The organism is Aliiroseovarius conchicola (assembly GCF_041403445.1).
Lineage (GTDB): Bacteria > Pseudomonadota > Alphaproteobacteria > Rhodobacterales > Rhodobacteraceae > Aliiroseovarius > Aliiroseovarius conchicola.
In genome coordinates this window covers 458,893-473,366 of record NZ_JBGEHL010000001.1, presented here as the reverse complement: position 1 = coordinate 473,366, position 14,474 = coordinate 458,893, and the positions used below count along the sequence as shown (strand labels likewise).

The window sequence follows — 14,474 nt, the reverse complement described above, 5'->3', positions numbered from 1 at the left end:
TTGATCTTTATGCTAGAGGCGTATCTATTAGTAAAATGAATGTTTATTCGATAAAGCATCACAAGGATTGATATGCCGCGAAATCTTGACCTCACCGCTTTACGCAGTTTCATGACCGTAGCCGACGCAGGTGGTGTCACCCGGGCCGCTGGCTTGCTGCACCTGACCCAGTCGGCCGTATCGATGCAGTTGAAGCGACTTGAGGAGAGCTTGGGGCGGGCATTGCTGGATCGGTCTGGCCGGGGTGTATCCCTGACCGCCGATGGCGAGCAGCTTTTGGGATACGCTCGCAGGATGATGCGCTTGAACGATGAGGTTTACGCACGTCTGACCGATCAGGCCTACGAGGGTGAGATCGTATTGGGCGTTCCAGCAGATGTGGTTTATCCGGCGATCCCCAAGGTGTTGCGCCAGTTTCACGCAGAATATCCCCGGATGCGCGTGCAGCTGATTTCGTCTTACACCAGCCGCTTGAAGTCGATGTTCGCCCGAGGCGAATGCGATATCACGCTAACCACCGAAGAGGAAAAAGACGCGGGCGCAGAGACCCTGACGGCCTTGCCGCTGGTCTGGGTTGGCGCGCCCGATGGGCAGGCTTGGCGCGCGCGCCCCTTGCGGCTGGCGTTTGAGCACAATTGTATCTTCCGGCAAGGTGTTCAGGAGGCGCTGGACGCTGTCAGCATTCCTTGGGAGATGGGCGTAGAGAGCGATTCTACGCGCACCATTGAGGCGTCGCTATCCGCGGACCTTGCTGTCCACGCCGTGATCGAGGGCACGGCGCAACGATATCTGGAACAGATTGATCACGGCGGCGCCTTACCCGACTTGGCGACAACGCGAGTTAATATGTATGCCGCCAAGAACAACGGTGGGCAGGCGATGGATGATCTTCAGGGAATGATCAGGCGGGCGTTTCGCGATCTTTAGGGCGTCGGTTCCATTGTAACGACGACCTTGCCGGTGGATTTGCGGGTGCGCAGCAATTCCAACGCCTGGTCGGCCTGATCCAAGGGAACAGTGTGGCTTACGTGAGGCTTGATCTTGCCTTCGTCGTACCACGTCAACAGCTGGCGGAGGCTGCTGGTCAGGGCGGCCGGGCGAATCTTTAAGTATGCACCCCAGTAAAAGCCGATCAGAGTGATGTTCTTGACCAGCATGTGGTTTGGGCGAACTTCCGGCAGGTCTCCGCTTGCGAACCCGATCAAAAGGATGCGTGCGTCTGGATTGCACGCGCGGAAGGCCGCGTTGAACTGTTCGCCGCCGATAGCATCATAGACGACATCCGCTCCGCCCAGTGCCTTTACCTCTTCGCGAATGTCTTGGGTATCGGTGTCGATCAGGTGATCCGCTCCGGCCCTTCGACAGATTTCGAGCTTGTCGGCCCCACGGGCGCAAGCGATGACGCGCGCGCCCATCACCTTTCCGATCTCAACAGCGGTTAGACCGACACCTCCCGCGGCGCCCAGTACGACCAGCGTCTCGCCAGGCATAAGCCGCGCTCTGTCATCCAATGCCATATGGCTGGTGCCATAGGCGATCTGGAAGGCGGCGGCGTCTTCGAAGCTCATGCTGTCGGGCAAGGGCAGGCAGCGGGTTGCGTCGAATGCTCCCTGTTCGGCCAAACCGCCCTGTCCTGAAAATACCACAACGCGGGTGCCGGGGGCTGGTCCGTTGGTGTCGGGCCCAAGGGCCATTACAACACCGGCAGGCTCCATACCAAGTGAAAAGGGCAGGGCAGGAGTTTCTTGATACGTCCCCTTGGACATCAGAAGATCAGCGAAGTTCAAACCGCAGGCGCGAATGTCAATCAGTGCCTGACCTTTTTCAGGACGCGGGCTTGCGGTTTCGATAAGTCCGGCTGGGGTGTCAAAATCTGTGACGCGATAGGTTTTCATACAGGCACTTTCGGGACATTATTGTTGCGCGAATCCATATGCCGTTCACGTCCAAAAATCGAGCGGGATAGTGGAGAATCACCAACTCTCCCTCACGTTGTGTTGTTGCAAAATGCAAAAAAACCTGCTACTCACCCTGTGCGTGTGTCTCATTACTGATCACTTTCGCTTGAGTGGAGGGGGTGTTTAGCGCGAAGTTGACGTTTAAGTCATTGTAATTGGGACATATGTTGGTTCGATGCTCCAGTTTGACCAAAAAGACAGGTTGAGCGTACTCGCCTCTACATGGTCTCTGGTTGCGTAATTCAATCTAGTAACGAGGAGTGGCACTATGAAACATCCGGTGGATGTCCATGTCGGTAAACGCGTCCGTCACCGCCGTTGGATGGTGGGTATGACCCAGCAACAACTGGCAGAGAAGGTTGGAATCAAATTCCAGCAAATCCAAAAGTATGAGACGGGAATGAACCGCGTGTCAGCCTCTCGGCTTTGGGACATTGCAGCTGCATTGTCCGTGCCGGTTAGCTTTTTCTTCGAAGGACTCGAGGAAACGCCAGATGCAGATGCTAGCAATGCATTGCCCGGTGATATCCTAGCAGACAAAGAAGCGCTGGAGCTGATCCGCAGCTACTATGCCATCCCTGACAATCAGCGTCGCCGTCTGTTCGAACTGGCACGTGTGTTGTCGGATGTCGCCTAAGCTTGACGCCTGACTGGTTACCCTGTTACCGCCGCTTAGATGATCTGAGGAGGCAGGACAGTGACCGAACTGGACAACGACACCAAACAAGAATTAATGTGCGCTGCCGAGGCTTTGGCCGATGTGGCGCGCAAAGCTGTTTTGCCCTTCTTTCGTGCGGACGATCTGGCTGCCGAAAATAAACTGACCGAGGGATTTGACCCCGTCACCGAAGGCGACCGCGCTGCCGAACGCGCCATGCGAGAGGTGCTGGCTGAACTCCGCCCTCAGGACGCAATTCTGGGCGAGGAATACGGGCTCAAAGCAGGCGATAGCGGTCTGACCTGGGTTCTGGACCCCATCGATGGCACGCGTGCCTTTTTGTCGGGTACGCCGACTTGGGGCGTTCTGATTGCAGTTGGTGGCGAAGACGGACCCCAACTTGGAATCATTGACCAGCCCTATATCGGCGAGCGTTTTCTAGGCGGTTTCGGACAGGCACACGTTACCGGCCCGATGGGCACCCGGCCGTTGAAGACACGGGACACCCGCAACCTAGCTGACGCGATCCTATTCACTACGTTTCCTGAAGTTGGCACCCTTGAAGAAGGCCGCGCGTTCCATGAACTTTCGCAGCAGGTCAAGCTGACCCGCTATGGAATGGATTGTTATGCTTACGGTTTGGTTGCTTCCGGTCAGGTTGATCTTGTGGTCGAGGCCGGTCTGCAATCTTACGATATTCAAGGACCAATGGCTGTCATTCAGGCCGCAGGCGGAATTGTGACGGATTGGCAGGGCGGCCCGGTACATCAGGGCGGGCGTGTGGTCGCCGCGGCAAATGCCGACATCCACGCCTCAGCGCTCGAAGTTTTGTCACTTGTTTAACACGTAAAACACTTGTCTGATCGACGTTGCGTGGTGCAATATATGGCTGCGCGCGAGTCCTTTGCCCTTTCTGTCGCCGCCTTGGTTGTCTCACCGAAATGGGTCTAAGGAGACAACAATGGGCTATATCATTCGAAATGCGCATACCATTTTGACGATGGACGATGCTGGCCAAGAGCTTACGGGCGCAGATATTCGGATTGAGGATGGCGTGATTGCCGAGATCGGCGTTGGCCTGCAATCGGGTGACGAGGTCATTGATGCGTCCCATGCCGTGACAACCCCCGGCCTCGTCAACACGCACCACCATCTTTACCAGACACTGACCCGCGCTGTGCCCGGAGGGCAGGACGCGCTGCTTTTCGGTTGGCTGCAGACGTTATACCCCATCTGGTCTCGGTTTGGACCGGATGAGATGCGTGTCTCTGCAATGGTTGGGCTAGCCGAGCTGGCGCTGTCGGGTTGCACGATGAGTTCTGATCACTTGTACCTCTATCCAAACGGTGCGCGGCTTGAGGACACGATTGACGGCGCACGCGAGGTTGGATTGCGGTTCCATCCTACGCGGGGTGCGATGTCAATTGGGGAAAGCGATGGGGGCTTGCCGCCGGACAACTTGGTCGAAAAGGAAAGTGCGATCCTAGAAGACTGTATCCGCGTGATTGATGCTTTCCATGATCCATCAGCCGGCTCGATGGTTCGCGTTGGCGTGGCGCCATGTTCGCCGTTTTCAGTCAGCCGTGACTTGATGCGTGACGCCGCATTGCTTGCCCGCGATAAGGGCGTGATGTTGCACACCCATTTGGCCGAGAACGATGAGGACATCGCTTACAGCCAGGAAAAATTCGGGTGCCGCCCCGGCCAATATGCCGAGGAGTTGGGCTGGGTCGGGGATGATGTTTGGCACGCGCATTGCGTCAAGCTGGACAGCGCCGAGATCGATCTGTTTGCGCACACCCGTACAGGTGTGGCGCATTGTCCTTGTTCAAACTGTCGCCTTGGATCGGGGATCGCACCAGTGCGCCAAATGCGCGACGCGGGCGTTAAGGTCGGGCTGGGTGTCGACGGGTCTGCATCCAACGATCAGGGCAACCTGATGGACGAAGCGCGCCAAGTGATGCTGTTGCAGCGTGTCGCCAACGGTGCCGATCAAATGAGCGCGCGTGAGGCGCTTAGGATTGCTACGCGAGGAGGAGCAGAGGTTCTGGGTCGCCACGATTGCGGTCAGATCGCAGTGGGTAAACGCGCGGACATTGCAATCTGGGATGTGTCAGACTTGGAAAGCGCTGGGAGCTGGGACCCTGCCGCACTGGTTCTGGCTGGGCCCCGGCAAGTTCGCGACCTATTCGTTGAAGGGCGGCAAGTGGTTCGAGACGGCCAGATGACCACAATTGATCTGCCCCGCGTGGTCGAGGATCAGAACCTATTGGCGGCACGTCTCAGGACGTGATCACGGCCCCATTTTGCGGGTCACGCCAAAATCTGGTAAAGTCAGCTACATTTTAAATTCTCACTAGCGGTTATTTTCCGCAGAAAGGATGGTTGCCCATGCTTTCGGTAATGAGTGACAAAACATTTTTAGCACTGGCTGCGGCGCTGGGTTATGGCGTCTCGACAATCTTAATGAAGCACTATTCGCAAAGCTTTGCGCTTGTTCCACTTGTACTGCTGGTCGCTGTTTTAGCGGGCACGGTGGCATCGGAAGTCTATCTGTTGCGAAAAGTCGATCTGGCTTTGGCCTATGTCGCGATAATCGCAACCGAAACCCTTCTGGTTCTGGCGTATGCTTTCGCAATCGGCGAAGGGTTAACGCGCCAGGAAATGGCGGGCGCGGCGTTTGTCCTTGTGGGCGTGGGGCTGGTCAGCTTTTAAGGCAGACCCCATTTGCCCAAACGGCTTGGATTGCCCGATCATCACCCATCATGATGGTTGGGAACACGGCTTGCCAAATGTCCTCGGCGCGGGCTGACCGTTGGGCGATGCCGGGCGTCGAAGACAGGTCGATGACCGCTATGTCGGCCTCGGATCCCGGGGCGAGCGTTCCGATTTTGTCTTCCATGCGGATGGCGCGGGCGGACCCTTCGGTTGCCAGCCACCAAAGCTGTGCCGGGTGAAGCGGGTGGCCATTCAACTGCCCGACTTCGTAGGCGGCAGCCATGGTGCGCAGCATCGAAAAGGATGATCCGCCCCCGGTGTCCGTCGCCAATCCGATCCGGTGACCCTGTTCCATCAATCCGTGCATGTCGAATAGCCCGGAGCCGATGAACATGTTCGAGGTTGGGCAGTGGATCAAGCTGGCGTCTGTTTCGCGAATGCGGTCGCGCTCGCGGTCTGTCAGGTGGATGGCGTGTCCCAAAAGTGCGCCGGGGCCGAACAGGCCGAAGCGCTCATACACGTCCAGATAGTCCTTCGCATCGGGGAACAAGTCCGCAACCCACGCGATTTCCTCGTGTTGCTCGCTGATATGGGTTTGCATCAGAAGGTCCGGGTTTTCAGACCAGAGCGTCCCAAGGGCCTCCAACTGTTCCGGAGTGGACGTCGGTGCAAACCTTGGGGTGATCACGTAAGAAAGGCGATCCTGCCCATGCCAACGCCCCAATAGTGCTTTGCTGTCATCATAGGCCGACTGAGCCGTGTCCACCAAATTGTCAGGCGCGTTGCGGTCCATGCATGTCTTACCGCCCAACACTCGCAATCCCCGTTTTTGCGCCGCGGTGAAATACGCGTCCACGCTTTCGGGGTGGATGGTGCAGTAGCTGACGGTTGTTGTGGTGCCTGACGCCGTGACAAGGTTGAAATAGGTCTCGGCTACAGCAGTGGCGTGGCCCGCATCTCCGAACCGGCTTTCTTCTGGGAAAGTATAGCTGTTTAGCCAGTCAATCAGCCGCTTGCCCCATGACGCGATGATTGCAGTCTGTGGGTAATGCACATGGGTGTCGACGAAGCCGGGTGACAGCAGCGCGTCGCCGTAATCTGTGATTTTTGCCTGTGGGTAGTCAGATTTAAGCTGATCCGCCGTGCCGATATCCCGGATCAGCCCGTTTTCAACTGCGATAGCGCCACGCGTTTCGTGCGAAACACAGTCCGAAACGGGACCCTTAAACGGGTCTGAAGAAAACCGAACTGTTTGTCCCAGAAGAAGATCCATGTTGCGCCTCGTCATTAAACCGTCGGCCAGAATAGGGTTGGAAAATTAACGTGGCAATCAGTTTCTGGAGGTTCCCTTGTGATCAGGCTTATCCTATGTTCGCGGACATAAGCTAGGAGGGCCTCGTGATGCTGGACGACCAACTAAGCGACGATGTGCCCGAAGAAGGCGACTATGAGCTGGACGTCGATACGTTCCGCCCGGTACTGGCAGCGGTCGAGGCCGAGGATGCCGACGCGCTTGCCATAGCCCTTGAGCCCTTGCACGCCGCCGATATTGCCGACCTTCTAGAGCAGCTTGGACATGACGAGCGCGTATCGCTTGTGCAGCTGTATGGGCGCGAGTTTGATGGGGAAATCCTGTCGGAACTTGATGAAGGCCTGCGTGAAGACGTGGTCGGCGCGCTTGAGCCGGAAGTGCTGGCCGAGGCGGTTCGTGAGCTTGAAACTGACGATGTCGTTGACCTGATCGAAGACCTTGATGAGCCGCAAGCAGAAGCGGTTCTGGACGCGCTGGATGATGACGACCGGGTGGTCGTTGAGCAATCTCTGTCCTATCCCGAGGAATCGGCCGGCCGCTTGATGCAACGCGAACTGGTGGTCGCGCCGCAGCATTGGGATGTGGGTCAAACCATTGATTTTCTGAGAAACCAGGATGATTTGCCGGAGTATTTCTACCACGTCATCTTGGTCGACCCGCGGATGCGTCCGACGGGATATGTGACGCTTGGGCGGCTGATGGGCAGCCCGCGTGCTGTCAAGATGACTGAAATTATGGAAGAAAGCTTCCGTACCATTCCCGTGCTTCAGGACGAGGCCGAAGTGGCCTATGCGTTCAACCAGTACCACCTGATCTCTGCCCCTGTCGTGGATGTTGATGATCGTTTGGTCGGTGTAATCACCATCGACGATGCAATGGTCATTCTGGATGAAGAGCATGAAGAGGACATCATGCGATTGGCCGGCGTGGGTGAAGAAAGCTCGCTTTCCGACCGTGTGATTGATACGACAAAGCGCCGGTTTCCATGGCTCGCCGTGAACCTTGTTACCTCAATCATGGCCTCGTTGGTCATTGCGATGTTTGACGAAGTTATCGCGCAATTTGTGGCGCTTGCTGTGTTGATGCCGATTGTCGCTTCTATGGGTGGAAATGCTGGCACGCAGACCCTGACGGTTGCCGTTCGCTCTTTGGCCACGAAAGACCTGACATCTGCGAACGTCTGGCGGGTGATGCGCCGCGAAGTGATAGTGGGGTTGGTGAACGGATTGATATTCGCGGTGATCATGGGCATCGTTGGCGTCATCTGGTTTGGCACGCCGCTTCTGGGCGTCGTGATCGCGGTTGCGATGGTCGTGAACCTTGTGGTGGCGGGCCTTGCAGGCGTTATGATCCCTGTGGTGTTAGAGCGCCTCGACATCGACCCCGCGCTTGCATCGGGGGCATTTGTGACAACGGTTACCGATGTCGTGGGGTTCTTCTCATTCCTTGGACTTGCAGCGGTGATGTTACTTTGATGAATTCTCTGGATGACCTGACCAGTGTGAAAGCAGCAGCCCGGAAAGCCGCGTTTGCACGCCGAAAAGAAGCGCATAGCGAAGCACGCTCGACCGCTGGTGTGGCCAATCTTCTGTCTGTGATGACCGAGCATAAGGGCAAGGTGATCGCAGGGTATATGCCGATGCGCACAGAAATCATTCCGACCCCGGTAATGGCGGCAATGTCGGCCCATGGACCGATCTGTGTGCCCGTGATCGAAGCCGCCGGTTTTCCTTTGAAGTTCGCCCTGTGGGATCCCGGCACCAAGATGGTTGAAGGTGCATTCGGGGCAAGCATTCCTGAGAAACCAGAATATGTTGAACCCGAGGTCGTCATTGCGCCTTTGGTCGCATTTGATTTGAAGGGCGGTCGCCTTGGCTACGGTGGCGGATTTTACGATCGGACGTTGGAAGGTCTGCGCGCAAAACGTCCGACTTTAGCGATCGGCTATGCCTACGCTGCACAAAGAGCTGACGATCTACCGTTAGAGCCGACGGACCAACCACTTGATGCAATCGTAACAGACGAAGGCATCCACTGGTTCTAAGCAACCACTTGGTCTTGCCCTTTTTGCCCATCCACCCTAGGGCTTAGGCCATGAAGATACTTTTTCTAGGCGATATCATGGGGCGTGCTGGTCGCAACGCCATAACCCAACGACTAAAAGGGCTGCGTGAGGCATGGAAGCTCGATTTTGTTGTGGTCAACGGCGAGAATGCGACAGGCGGCGCGGGTCTGACCGCCGCTCACGCAAAGACGTTTCTTGAGGCTGGTGCCGACGTTATCACGCTTGGTGATCATGCCTTTGATCAACGCGAGATGCTGACATATTGCGAGCAAGAACCGCGCATTATTCGTCCCCTGAACTTCGCCAAAGACTGCCCCGGCACTGGCGCGCGCGTGTTTACGGATGCGCGTGGACGCAAAATCCTTGTCACGCAGGTTTTGGGTCAGGTGTTTATGAAGCGCCCGTTCGATGATCCGTTTTCGGCAATTGATTTGGTGCTTAAACGGCACACGCTTGGCGGTGCTGTGCAGGCGTCGCTTGTCGATATCCACTGCGAGGCTACGTCGGAAAAGATGGGTATGGGCCATTGGTGCGATGGGCGGGCAAGCGTCGTGGTTGGCACACATACGCATGTGCCTACGGGGGATGCTCAGATCCTGCCAAAGGGCACGGCGTTCCAATCGGATGCCGGCATGTGTGGCGACTATGACAGCGTGATCGGCATGCAAAAGGAAGAGCCGATGCGGCGCTTCATAACAGGCATGTCAAAAAGCCGGTTCACCCCTGCGGCAGGAGAGGCCACCCTCTCTGGGCTTTATGTGGAAACAGATGATCGCACCGGCAAAGCGACCCGCGTGAAAATGGTCCGCGAAGGTGGCCGTTTGGAACAGTCGACGCCGCTGGACAGCTAAGGTTTCTTGCAACATCTGCGCAAGTCGCTTGCCCGTCAGATGCGAAGGGGGCAAAACTAGCCGTATGGATCAAACAAGGGCGTCCGATGGGATTTTTTGAATTCAGCCAAAACACTCAGGCCGTTCTTTCGCTGCTGATCGTGCTGGGCATGTTCGTAATGTTCCTGCGCGAGGCCTTTCCGACCGAAGTGGTCGCCATCGGTGGTGTTGCGATTATGCTGATCACTGGCATTCTGGACTACGATCAAGGGCTGGCGGTGCTGTCGAACCCCGCGCCGTGGACCATTGCTGCGATGTTCATCGTGATGGGTGCTTTGGTGCGCACTGGTGCGCTTCAGTGGTTCACACAGATTGCCGAAAGGCGCGCCGAGAAAAGCCCGTTGATGGCCTTGTCGGCACTGATGGGGTTCGTCGTGATTGCGTCGGCGTTTGTGTCGAACACGCCGGTTGTCGTCGTGATGATCCCAGTCTTTGTACAGCTTGCCAAAAAGATTGGTCAGTCGGCCTCAAAGCTGCTGATCCCATTGAGTTATGGTGCCATTTTGGGCGGCACACTGACGTTGATTGGGACGTCGACAAACCTTTTGGTCGACGGTGTGGCGCGGGCCAATGGGATGGAGGCGTTCTCGATCTTCGAGGTGACTCCGCTGGGTATAGCGCTGGTCGCATGGGGAATGTTCTATCTTTACTTTATCGCGCCGCGTATCTTGCCTGATCGCGATAGCTTGGCGTCACTGCTATCGGACAGATCCCGCAAGAAATTTTTCACCGAAGCTGTGGTCCCTCCAGACAGCAACCTAATCGGGCGTGAGGTGAACGGTGTGCAGTTGTTCAAACGAGACGGCGTCAGGTTGATTGACGTGATCCGCGGTGATGCTTCGTTGCGTCGCAATTTGAGCGGCGTTGAGTTGCAAGTTGGCGACCGTGTCGTGTTGCGAACCGCCATGACCGAGCTGTTGAGCCTTCAACGGGACAAAAGCCTGAAACGGGTGGATCAGGTGTCTGCGGTTGAGACCACCACAGTCGAGGTCTTGATCACGCCGGATTGCGGAATGGTTGGCAAGCAACTGGGACGCATGCGCCTGCGTCGCCGATACGGTGTCTATCCGTTGGCCGTTCACCGCAAGAACCAGAATATTGGCCGGCAATTGGATGACCTCGTGGTCCGCGTTGGCGACACGTTGCTGCTTGAAGGTGCGCCCGAGGATATCCAGCGTTTGGCGCAGGATGTAAATTTGCTCGACGTCTCCAAACCATCAGATCGGGAATACCGACGTGGCCACGCACCTGTGGCGATTGCCGCTTTGGTTGGGTTGGTCGCGTTGGCAGGGCTGGGACTGGCGCCGATATTCTATCTGGCGATATTGGCGGTTGCAGTGGTGTTATTGACCCGCTGCATCGATGCGGACGAGGCCTTTGGGGCCGTGGATGGGCGGTTGCTCGTCCTGATATTCTCGATGCTGGCCATCGGGGCGGGGCTGGAGAACTCTGGGGCTGTTCGGTTGATCGCAGAGGGCGTCGCGCCCTATCTGGGGCAGTTGCCCCCGTTCCTGATCGTCTGGGCGATTTACTTGCTAACTTCGGTCCTGACCGAGCTTGTGTCCAACAATGCAGTGGCAGTGGTGGTGACGCCCATCGCGATCGGGCTGGCATCGGCCCTAGGATTGGATCCGCGTCCGCTGGTTGTCGCTGTCATGGTTGCAGCGTCCGCTAGTTTTGCGACGCCCATCGGATATCAGACCAACACCTTGGTGTATGGTCCGGGTGGGTATAAGTTCTCGGATTTCCTGAAGGTTGGGATACCATTGAACCTGTCGGTGGGTCTGTTGGCCTCGGCGCTTATTCCGTTCATCTGGCCGTTGTGAGGATCTGGTTGAGTATTTGAGGGGCGTTGCCCCTCGGGCTTTCGCCCTCACCCCAGGATATTTTGGACAAGAAAAAACGGGATCAGAGCGGCCAGAAGACGAGGATTGCGGGGATTGAGACAGCGACCACGATGATCTCAAGCGGCAGGCCCATGCGCCAGTAGTCTCCAAAACTATAGCCACCAGGGCCAAGGATCAGTGTGTTGTTCTTATGCCCGATGGGGGTGAGGAAGGCGCAGCTGGCGGCGACGGCGACAGCCATCAGGAATGGGTCAGGGTTTTTCTCAAGCGTTTGGGCCATTTGGATGCCGACGGGGGCCGCAACGATGGTTGTAGCCGTGTTGTTCAGGACGTCCGACAGCGTCATTGTGACGATCATCAGGACGGTCAAGACCGCCCAAGCTGGTAGGCCTTGCGTGATGTTCACGAGCGTTCCCGCTATCAGTTCTGTCCCGCCGGAGGTTTCAAGTGCCGCACCCAGAGGAATCATCGAGCCTAGCAGCACGACGACGGGCCATTCGATGTGGTTATAAAGCTCGGAGAGTGGGATAATTTTCGTCAGTACGTAGCCCACAACCACAAGACCCAGCGCGACGGGAAGGTACACAAGGCCAAAGCTGGCCGCAGCAACCGCACCACCAAACATGCCGATAGCCATCCAGACCTTGTCGTCTTGCGTGACAGTCAGGCCGCGCTCGGCCAGTGGCAAACAGCCTAGCCAGTCGGTGACGTCGCCCTCGGTTCCCTGTGGAACGAGCAATAAAAGGATATCACCGGGGCGCACCTCGGTTTTGCGGACCTGTTTGGTGATGCGTTTGCCGGCGCGTGAGATGCCCAGAAGGACAGAGCGCCTGCGCCAGTTCAGGCCGATGGATTGTGCGGTCTTACCCACGATGCGGGCGTTGTCGGGCACGACGACCTCGATTTTCGAAAGACCCTCGCCATCGGCGCGCAGTTTCTCTTCCCGGTCGGCTTCGGCAAATGCCAGACCAAGTGCGGCGCGGAATTCGTCCAGCGCCTCAGGGCGTGCTTCGATCACCAGCGCATCGCCAGCAGCCAGCATTGTTGAGCGCTGCATGCCGTACCGCCGCTTACCGTCCCGGACGAGGCCAAGGATTGCCACGTCATTTTTCTCTGCGGCTTCCGAGAGTTCTTTTACTCGTTTTCCGATGTGTTTTGAGTCTTCTGGCAGTGTCAGTTCGGCGACATAAAGGCCAAAATCCTCCATCGGGTCAGAGTTTTCCGCAGCAGCGTCAGGTTGGGGGATCAAGCGCCAACCAATCAGTGCGACAAAGATCAAGCCGACGATGGCTGTGACGCCACCAACCGGGGCGAAATCGAACATACGGAAGGGTTCGCCCAAGGCCTCGCCCCGGATCGACGCGATGATGATGTTCGGCGGCGTACCGATCAAAGTGACCATGCCGCCAAGAATTGTCGCAAAAGACAGAGGCATCAGGCTGAGACCCGGCGAACGCCCTGCTTTGCGGGCAGTTTGGATGTCGACGGGCATCAGTAGTGCAAGGGCTGCGACGTTGTTCATGAAGGCTGACAGGATGCCTCCGATCGCGCCCATCAGGGCGATATGTGCGCCCAGCGATCGGCTTGCGTCCACCAGCGTGCGGGTGATCAGAAAGACTGCGCCAGACCGGACCAGCCCGGCCGAGACGACCAGCACTAGCGCCACGACCAGAGTGGCCGGGTGGCCAAAACCGGAAAATGCGTCTTTGGTGGGCACGACGCCCAGCACAACGCCGACCATAAGGGCTGCAAAGGCAACAAGGTCATAGCGATAGCGACCCCAAAGGAGCAGGCCAAACACGGCGCCGAAAAGCGAAAACAGGATAATTTGATCAGTTGTCATGCCCTAAGGCTTATCGTCTGTGGCCGCAGACGTCACCCGTAGATTACGGGGAAAAGTGTGGCCACCAGCAACACAGCCATGGTGACGTTGAAGGCGCGCAAGCGGGCAGAGTTGGTCAGAATCACGCGGATTTTCTGCCCAAGGATTGTCCATACAGATACCGATGGCAGGTTTACCGCCCCAAATATCAACGCAACCAATAGAACGGCAAACATATCGCGAGCCGGGGCGTAAACACTGATCGCCGTTAGGGCCATCGCCCAAGCTTTGGGATTCACCCACTGGAATGCGGCGGCTTGCAGGAATGTCATAGGATGCCCGCCAGTTTTGCCTGTGCCGGGCTCTGACGCGCGTGCGATTTTCCACGCCAACCACAGCAGGTAAACAACACTTCCGGTTTTCAGGATTGTGTAGCTGACCGGATAGAGATCGAAGAGCGTCATAAGTCCCGCGCCAACCAAAACGATCATGAACGTAAACCCGATCCCAATGCCCAGCATGTGCGGAATGGACCGACGAAACCCGAAATTCGCACCAGAAGCCATAAGCATCAGGTTGTTCGGTCCCGGAGTGATGGACGAGACAAAGGCAAAGGCCACGAAGGCCGAGAGAAGATCAATTGACATGGTGCAATAATCGCGTGAATTTCGGCTTCTTGGTTGTGTTGTTGGGCGTTTTCTGGAAAAATTTGCAACAAATGGTGAAAATTGACGACATAAACCAGCGAATATTGCGCGAGTTGTCGCGTGACGGTCGCATGCCCAACACCGAGCTTGCAGATCGTGTTGGCTTGTCCCCATCGGCCTGCCTGCGCCGGGTGCAAGAGCTGGAACGCGATGGCGTGATCAAAGGCTACCGCGCGGTGCTTGATCCGGTTTCAATGGGAAACGGCTTTGTCGCCTATGTGACTGTTGGACTGTCAGACCACACCAAAGCCGCGCAAGAGGGGTTTGAGCGATCCGTCGCGATCTATCCCGAGGTGCGGGAGTGTCACAACATCACCGGTACAGTCGAGTATCTGCTTCGGGTCGAGGCCGAAGATTTGATCGCGTATAAACGGTTCCACACTGACAAGCTGGGAACTTTGCCTCAAGTGCATCAGATTGTGACGCATGTGGTCATGGGGTCGCCCAAGGATGAGCGCGCCTAGGCCGATAGGCTATGGCCCCTTGCAGCCCGCCCG

14 protein-coding genes are annotated in these 14,474 nt (G+C 57.0%); 10 read left to right on the top strand and 4 right to left on the bottom strand.

Annotated features, from left to right (window positions below; genetic code table 11):
* The first annotated feature begins 72 nt into the window (after positions 1-72).
* Positions 73-927, top strand: a complete 855-nt coding sequence (locus V6N04_RS02275; RefSeq protein WP_371168490.1) for a LysR family transcriptional regulator — start codon at positions 73-75, stop codon at positions 925-927.
* On the opposite strand, the gene V6N04_RS02270 is transcribed toward V6N04_RS02275, so the two are convergent.
* The gene (locus V6N04_RS02270; RefSeq protein ID WP_371168489.1) at positions 924-1,895 is read right to left on the bottom strand and encodes an NADPH:quinone oxidoreductase family protein; all 972 of its coding nucleotides are present in this window, start codon (positions 1,893-1,895) and stop codon (positions 924-926) included. The two genes, V6N04_RS02275 and V6N04_RS02270, sit on opposite strands and share 4 nt — an antisense overlap.
* Positions 1,896-2,226: 331 nt before the next feature.
* On the opposite strand from V6N04_RS02270, the gene V6N04_RS02265 reads away from it, so the two are divergent.
* From V6N04_RS02265 to V6N04_RS02250, 4 genes are all read left to right on the top strand, one after another.
* Positions 2,227-2,595: a helix-turn-helix domain-containing protein gene (locus V6N04_RS02265; RefSeq protein WP_371168488.1), complete on the top strand. Its 369-nt coding sequence runs from the start codon at positions 2,227-2,229 to the stop codon at positions 2,593-2,595.
* 96 nt (positions 2,596-2,691) lie between these two features.
* Positions 2,692-3,459: a histidinol-phosphatase gene (gene hisN / locus V6N04_RS02260; protein WP_371168629.1), complete on the top strand. Its 768-nt coding sequence runs from the start codon at positions 2,692-2,694 to the stop codon at positions 3,457-3,459.
* Positions 3,460-3,577: 118 nt separating this feature from the next.
* The gene (locus tag V6N04_RS02255; protein ID WP_371168487.1) at positions 3,578-4,909 is read left to right on the top strand and encodes an 8-oxoguanine deaminase; all 1,332 of its coding nucleotides are present in this window, start codon (positions 3,578-3,580) and stop codon (positions 4,907-4,909) included.
* A gap of 110 nt (positions 4,910-5,019) precedes the next feature.
* Entirely contained in the window at positions 5,020-5,331 is a 312-nt protein-coding gene (locus V6N04_RS02250) for a 5-aminolevulinate synthase (protein WP_371168486.1), read from the top strand.
* Here V6N04_RS02250 and guaD read toward each other — a convergent pair.
* Positions 5,321-6,607: a guanine deaminase gene (gene guaD / locus V6N04_RS02245; RefSeq protein WP_371168485.1), complete on the bottom strand. Its 1,287-nt coding sequence runs from the start codon at positions 6,605-6,607 to the stop codon at positions 5,321-5,323. The two genes, V6N04_RS02250 and guaD, sit on opposite strands and share 11 nt — an antisense overlap.
* A 128-nt stretch (positions 6,608-6,735) precedes the next feature.
* Here guaD and mgtE point away from each other — a divergent pair, with 128 nt between their 5' ends.
* From mgtE to V6N04_RS02225, 4 genes are all read left to right on the top strand, one after another.
* Positions 6,736-8,121, top strand: coding sequence for a magnesium transporter (gene mgtE / locus V6N04_RS02240; protein ID WP_371168484.1), 1,386 nt, complete (start codon positions 6,736-6,738; stop codon positions 8,119-8,121).
* Between the two features lie 8 nt (positions 8,122-8,129).
* Positions 8,130-8,690: a 5-formyltetrahydrofolate cyclo-ligase gene (locus V6N04_RS02235; RefSeq protein WP_371168628.1), complete on the top strand. Its 561-nt coding sequence runs from the start codon at positions 8,130-8,132 to the stop codon at positions 8,688-8,690.
* A gap of 50 nt (positions 8,691-8,740) precedes the next feature.
* Positions 8,741-9,562 carry a TIGR00282 family metallophosphoesterase gene (locus tag V6N04_RS02230; protein WP_371168483.1) on the top strand — a complete coding sequence of 274 codons (822 nt, stop codon included), beginning with the start codon at positions 8,741-8,743 and terminating at the stop codon, positions 9,560-9,562.
* Positions 9,563-9,648: 86 nt separating this feature from the next.
* Positions 9,649-11,427 (top strand): SLC13 family permease, encoded by a 1,779-nt coding sequence (locus V6N04_RS02225; RefSeq protein WP_371168482.1) that lies wholly within the window; start codon positions 9,649-9,651, stop codon positions 11,425-11,427.
* 82 nt (positions 11,428-11,509) lie between these two features.
* Here the strand turns inward: V6N04_RS02225 and V6N04_RS02220 are convergent, their stop codons facing one another.
* Complete coding sequence (locus V6N04_RS02220; RefSeq protein WP_371168481.1) at positions 11,510-13,291, bottom strand: SLC13 family permease; 1,782 nt, start codon at positions 13,289-13,291, stop codon at positions 11,510-11,512.
* Positions 13,292-13,323: 32 nt separating this feature from the next.
* Positions 13,324-13,917, bottom strand: coding sequence for a LysE family translocator (locus V6N04_RS02215; RefSeq protein ID WP_371168480.1), 594 nt, complete (start codon positions 13,915-13,917; stop codon positions 13,324-13,326).
* 71 nt (positions 13,918-13,988) lie between these two features.
* Between V6N04_RS02215 and V6N04_RS02210 the strand changes: the two genes are divergently transcribed.
* Positions 13,989-14,441: an Lrp/AsnC family transcriptional regulator gene (locus V6N04_RS02210; protein WP_371168479.1), complete on the top strand. Its 453-nt coding sequence runs from the start codon at positions 13,989-13,991 to the stop codon at positions 14,439-14,441.
* The last annotated feature ends 33 nt before the right edge of the window (positions 14,442-14,474 follow it).

Coding starts and splice junctions, on each gene's coding strand:
- V6N04_RS02230 (WP_371168483.1), top strand. CDS start 8,741: ATGAAGATACTTTTTCTAGGCGATATCATGGGGCGTGCTGGTCGCAAC.
- V6N04_RS02275 (WP_371168490.1), top strand. CDS start 73: ATGCCGCGAAATCTTGACCTCACCGCTTTACGCAGTTTCATGACCGTA.
- V6N04_RS02220 (WP_371168481.1), bottom strand. CDS start 13,291: ATGACAACTGATCAAATTATCCTGTTTTCGCTTTTCGGCGCCGTGTTT.
- V6N04_RS02255 (WP_371168487.1), top strand. CDS start 3,578: ATGGGCTATATCATTCGAAATGCGCATACCATTTTGACGATGGACGAT.
- guaD (WP_371168485.1), bottom strand. CDS start 6,607: ATGGATCTTCTTCTGGGACAAACAGTTCGGTTTTCTTCAGACCCGTTT.
- V6N04_RS02225 (WP_371168482.1), top strand. CDS start 9,649: ATGGGATTTTTTGAATTCAGCCAAAACACTCAGGCCGTTCTTTCGCTG.
- V6N04_RS02270 (WP_371168489.1), bottom strand. CDS start 1,895: ATGAAAACCTATCGCGTCACAGATTTTGACACCCCAGCCGGACTTATC.
- hisN (WP_371168629.1), top strand. CDS start 2,692: ATGTGCGCTGCCGAGGCTTTGGCCGATGTGGCGCGCAAAGCTGTTTTG.
- V6N04_RS02215 (WP_371168480.1), bottom strand. CDS start 13,917: ATGTCAATTGATCTTCTCTCGGCCTTCGTGGCCTTTGCCTTTGTCTCG.
- V6N04_RS02210 (WP_371168479.1), top strand. CDS start 13,989: ATGGTGAAAATTGACGACATAAACCAGCGAATATTGCGCGAGTTGTCG.
- V6N04_RS02250 (WP_371168486.1), top strand. CDS start 5,020: ATGAGTGACAAAACATTTTTAGCACTGGCTGCGGCGCTGGGTTATGGC.
- V6N04_RS02265 (WP_371168488.1), top strand. CDS start 2,227: ATGAAACATCCGGTGGATGTCCATGTCGGTAAACGCGTCCGTCACCGC.
- mgtE (WP_371168484.1), top strand. CDS start 6,736: ATGCTGGACGACCAACTAAGCGACGATGTGCCCGAAGAAGGCGACTAT.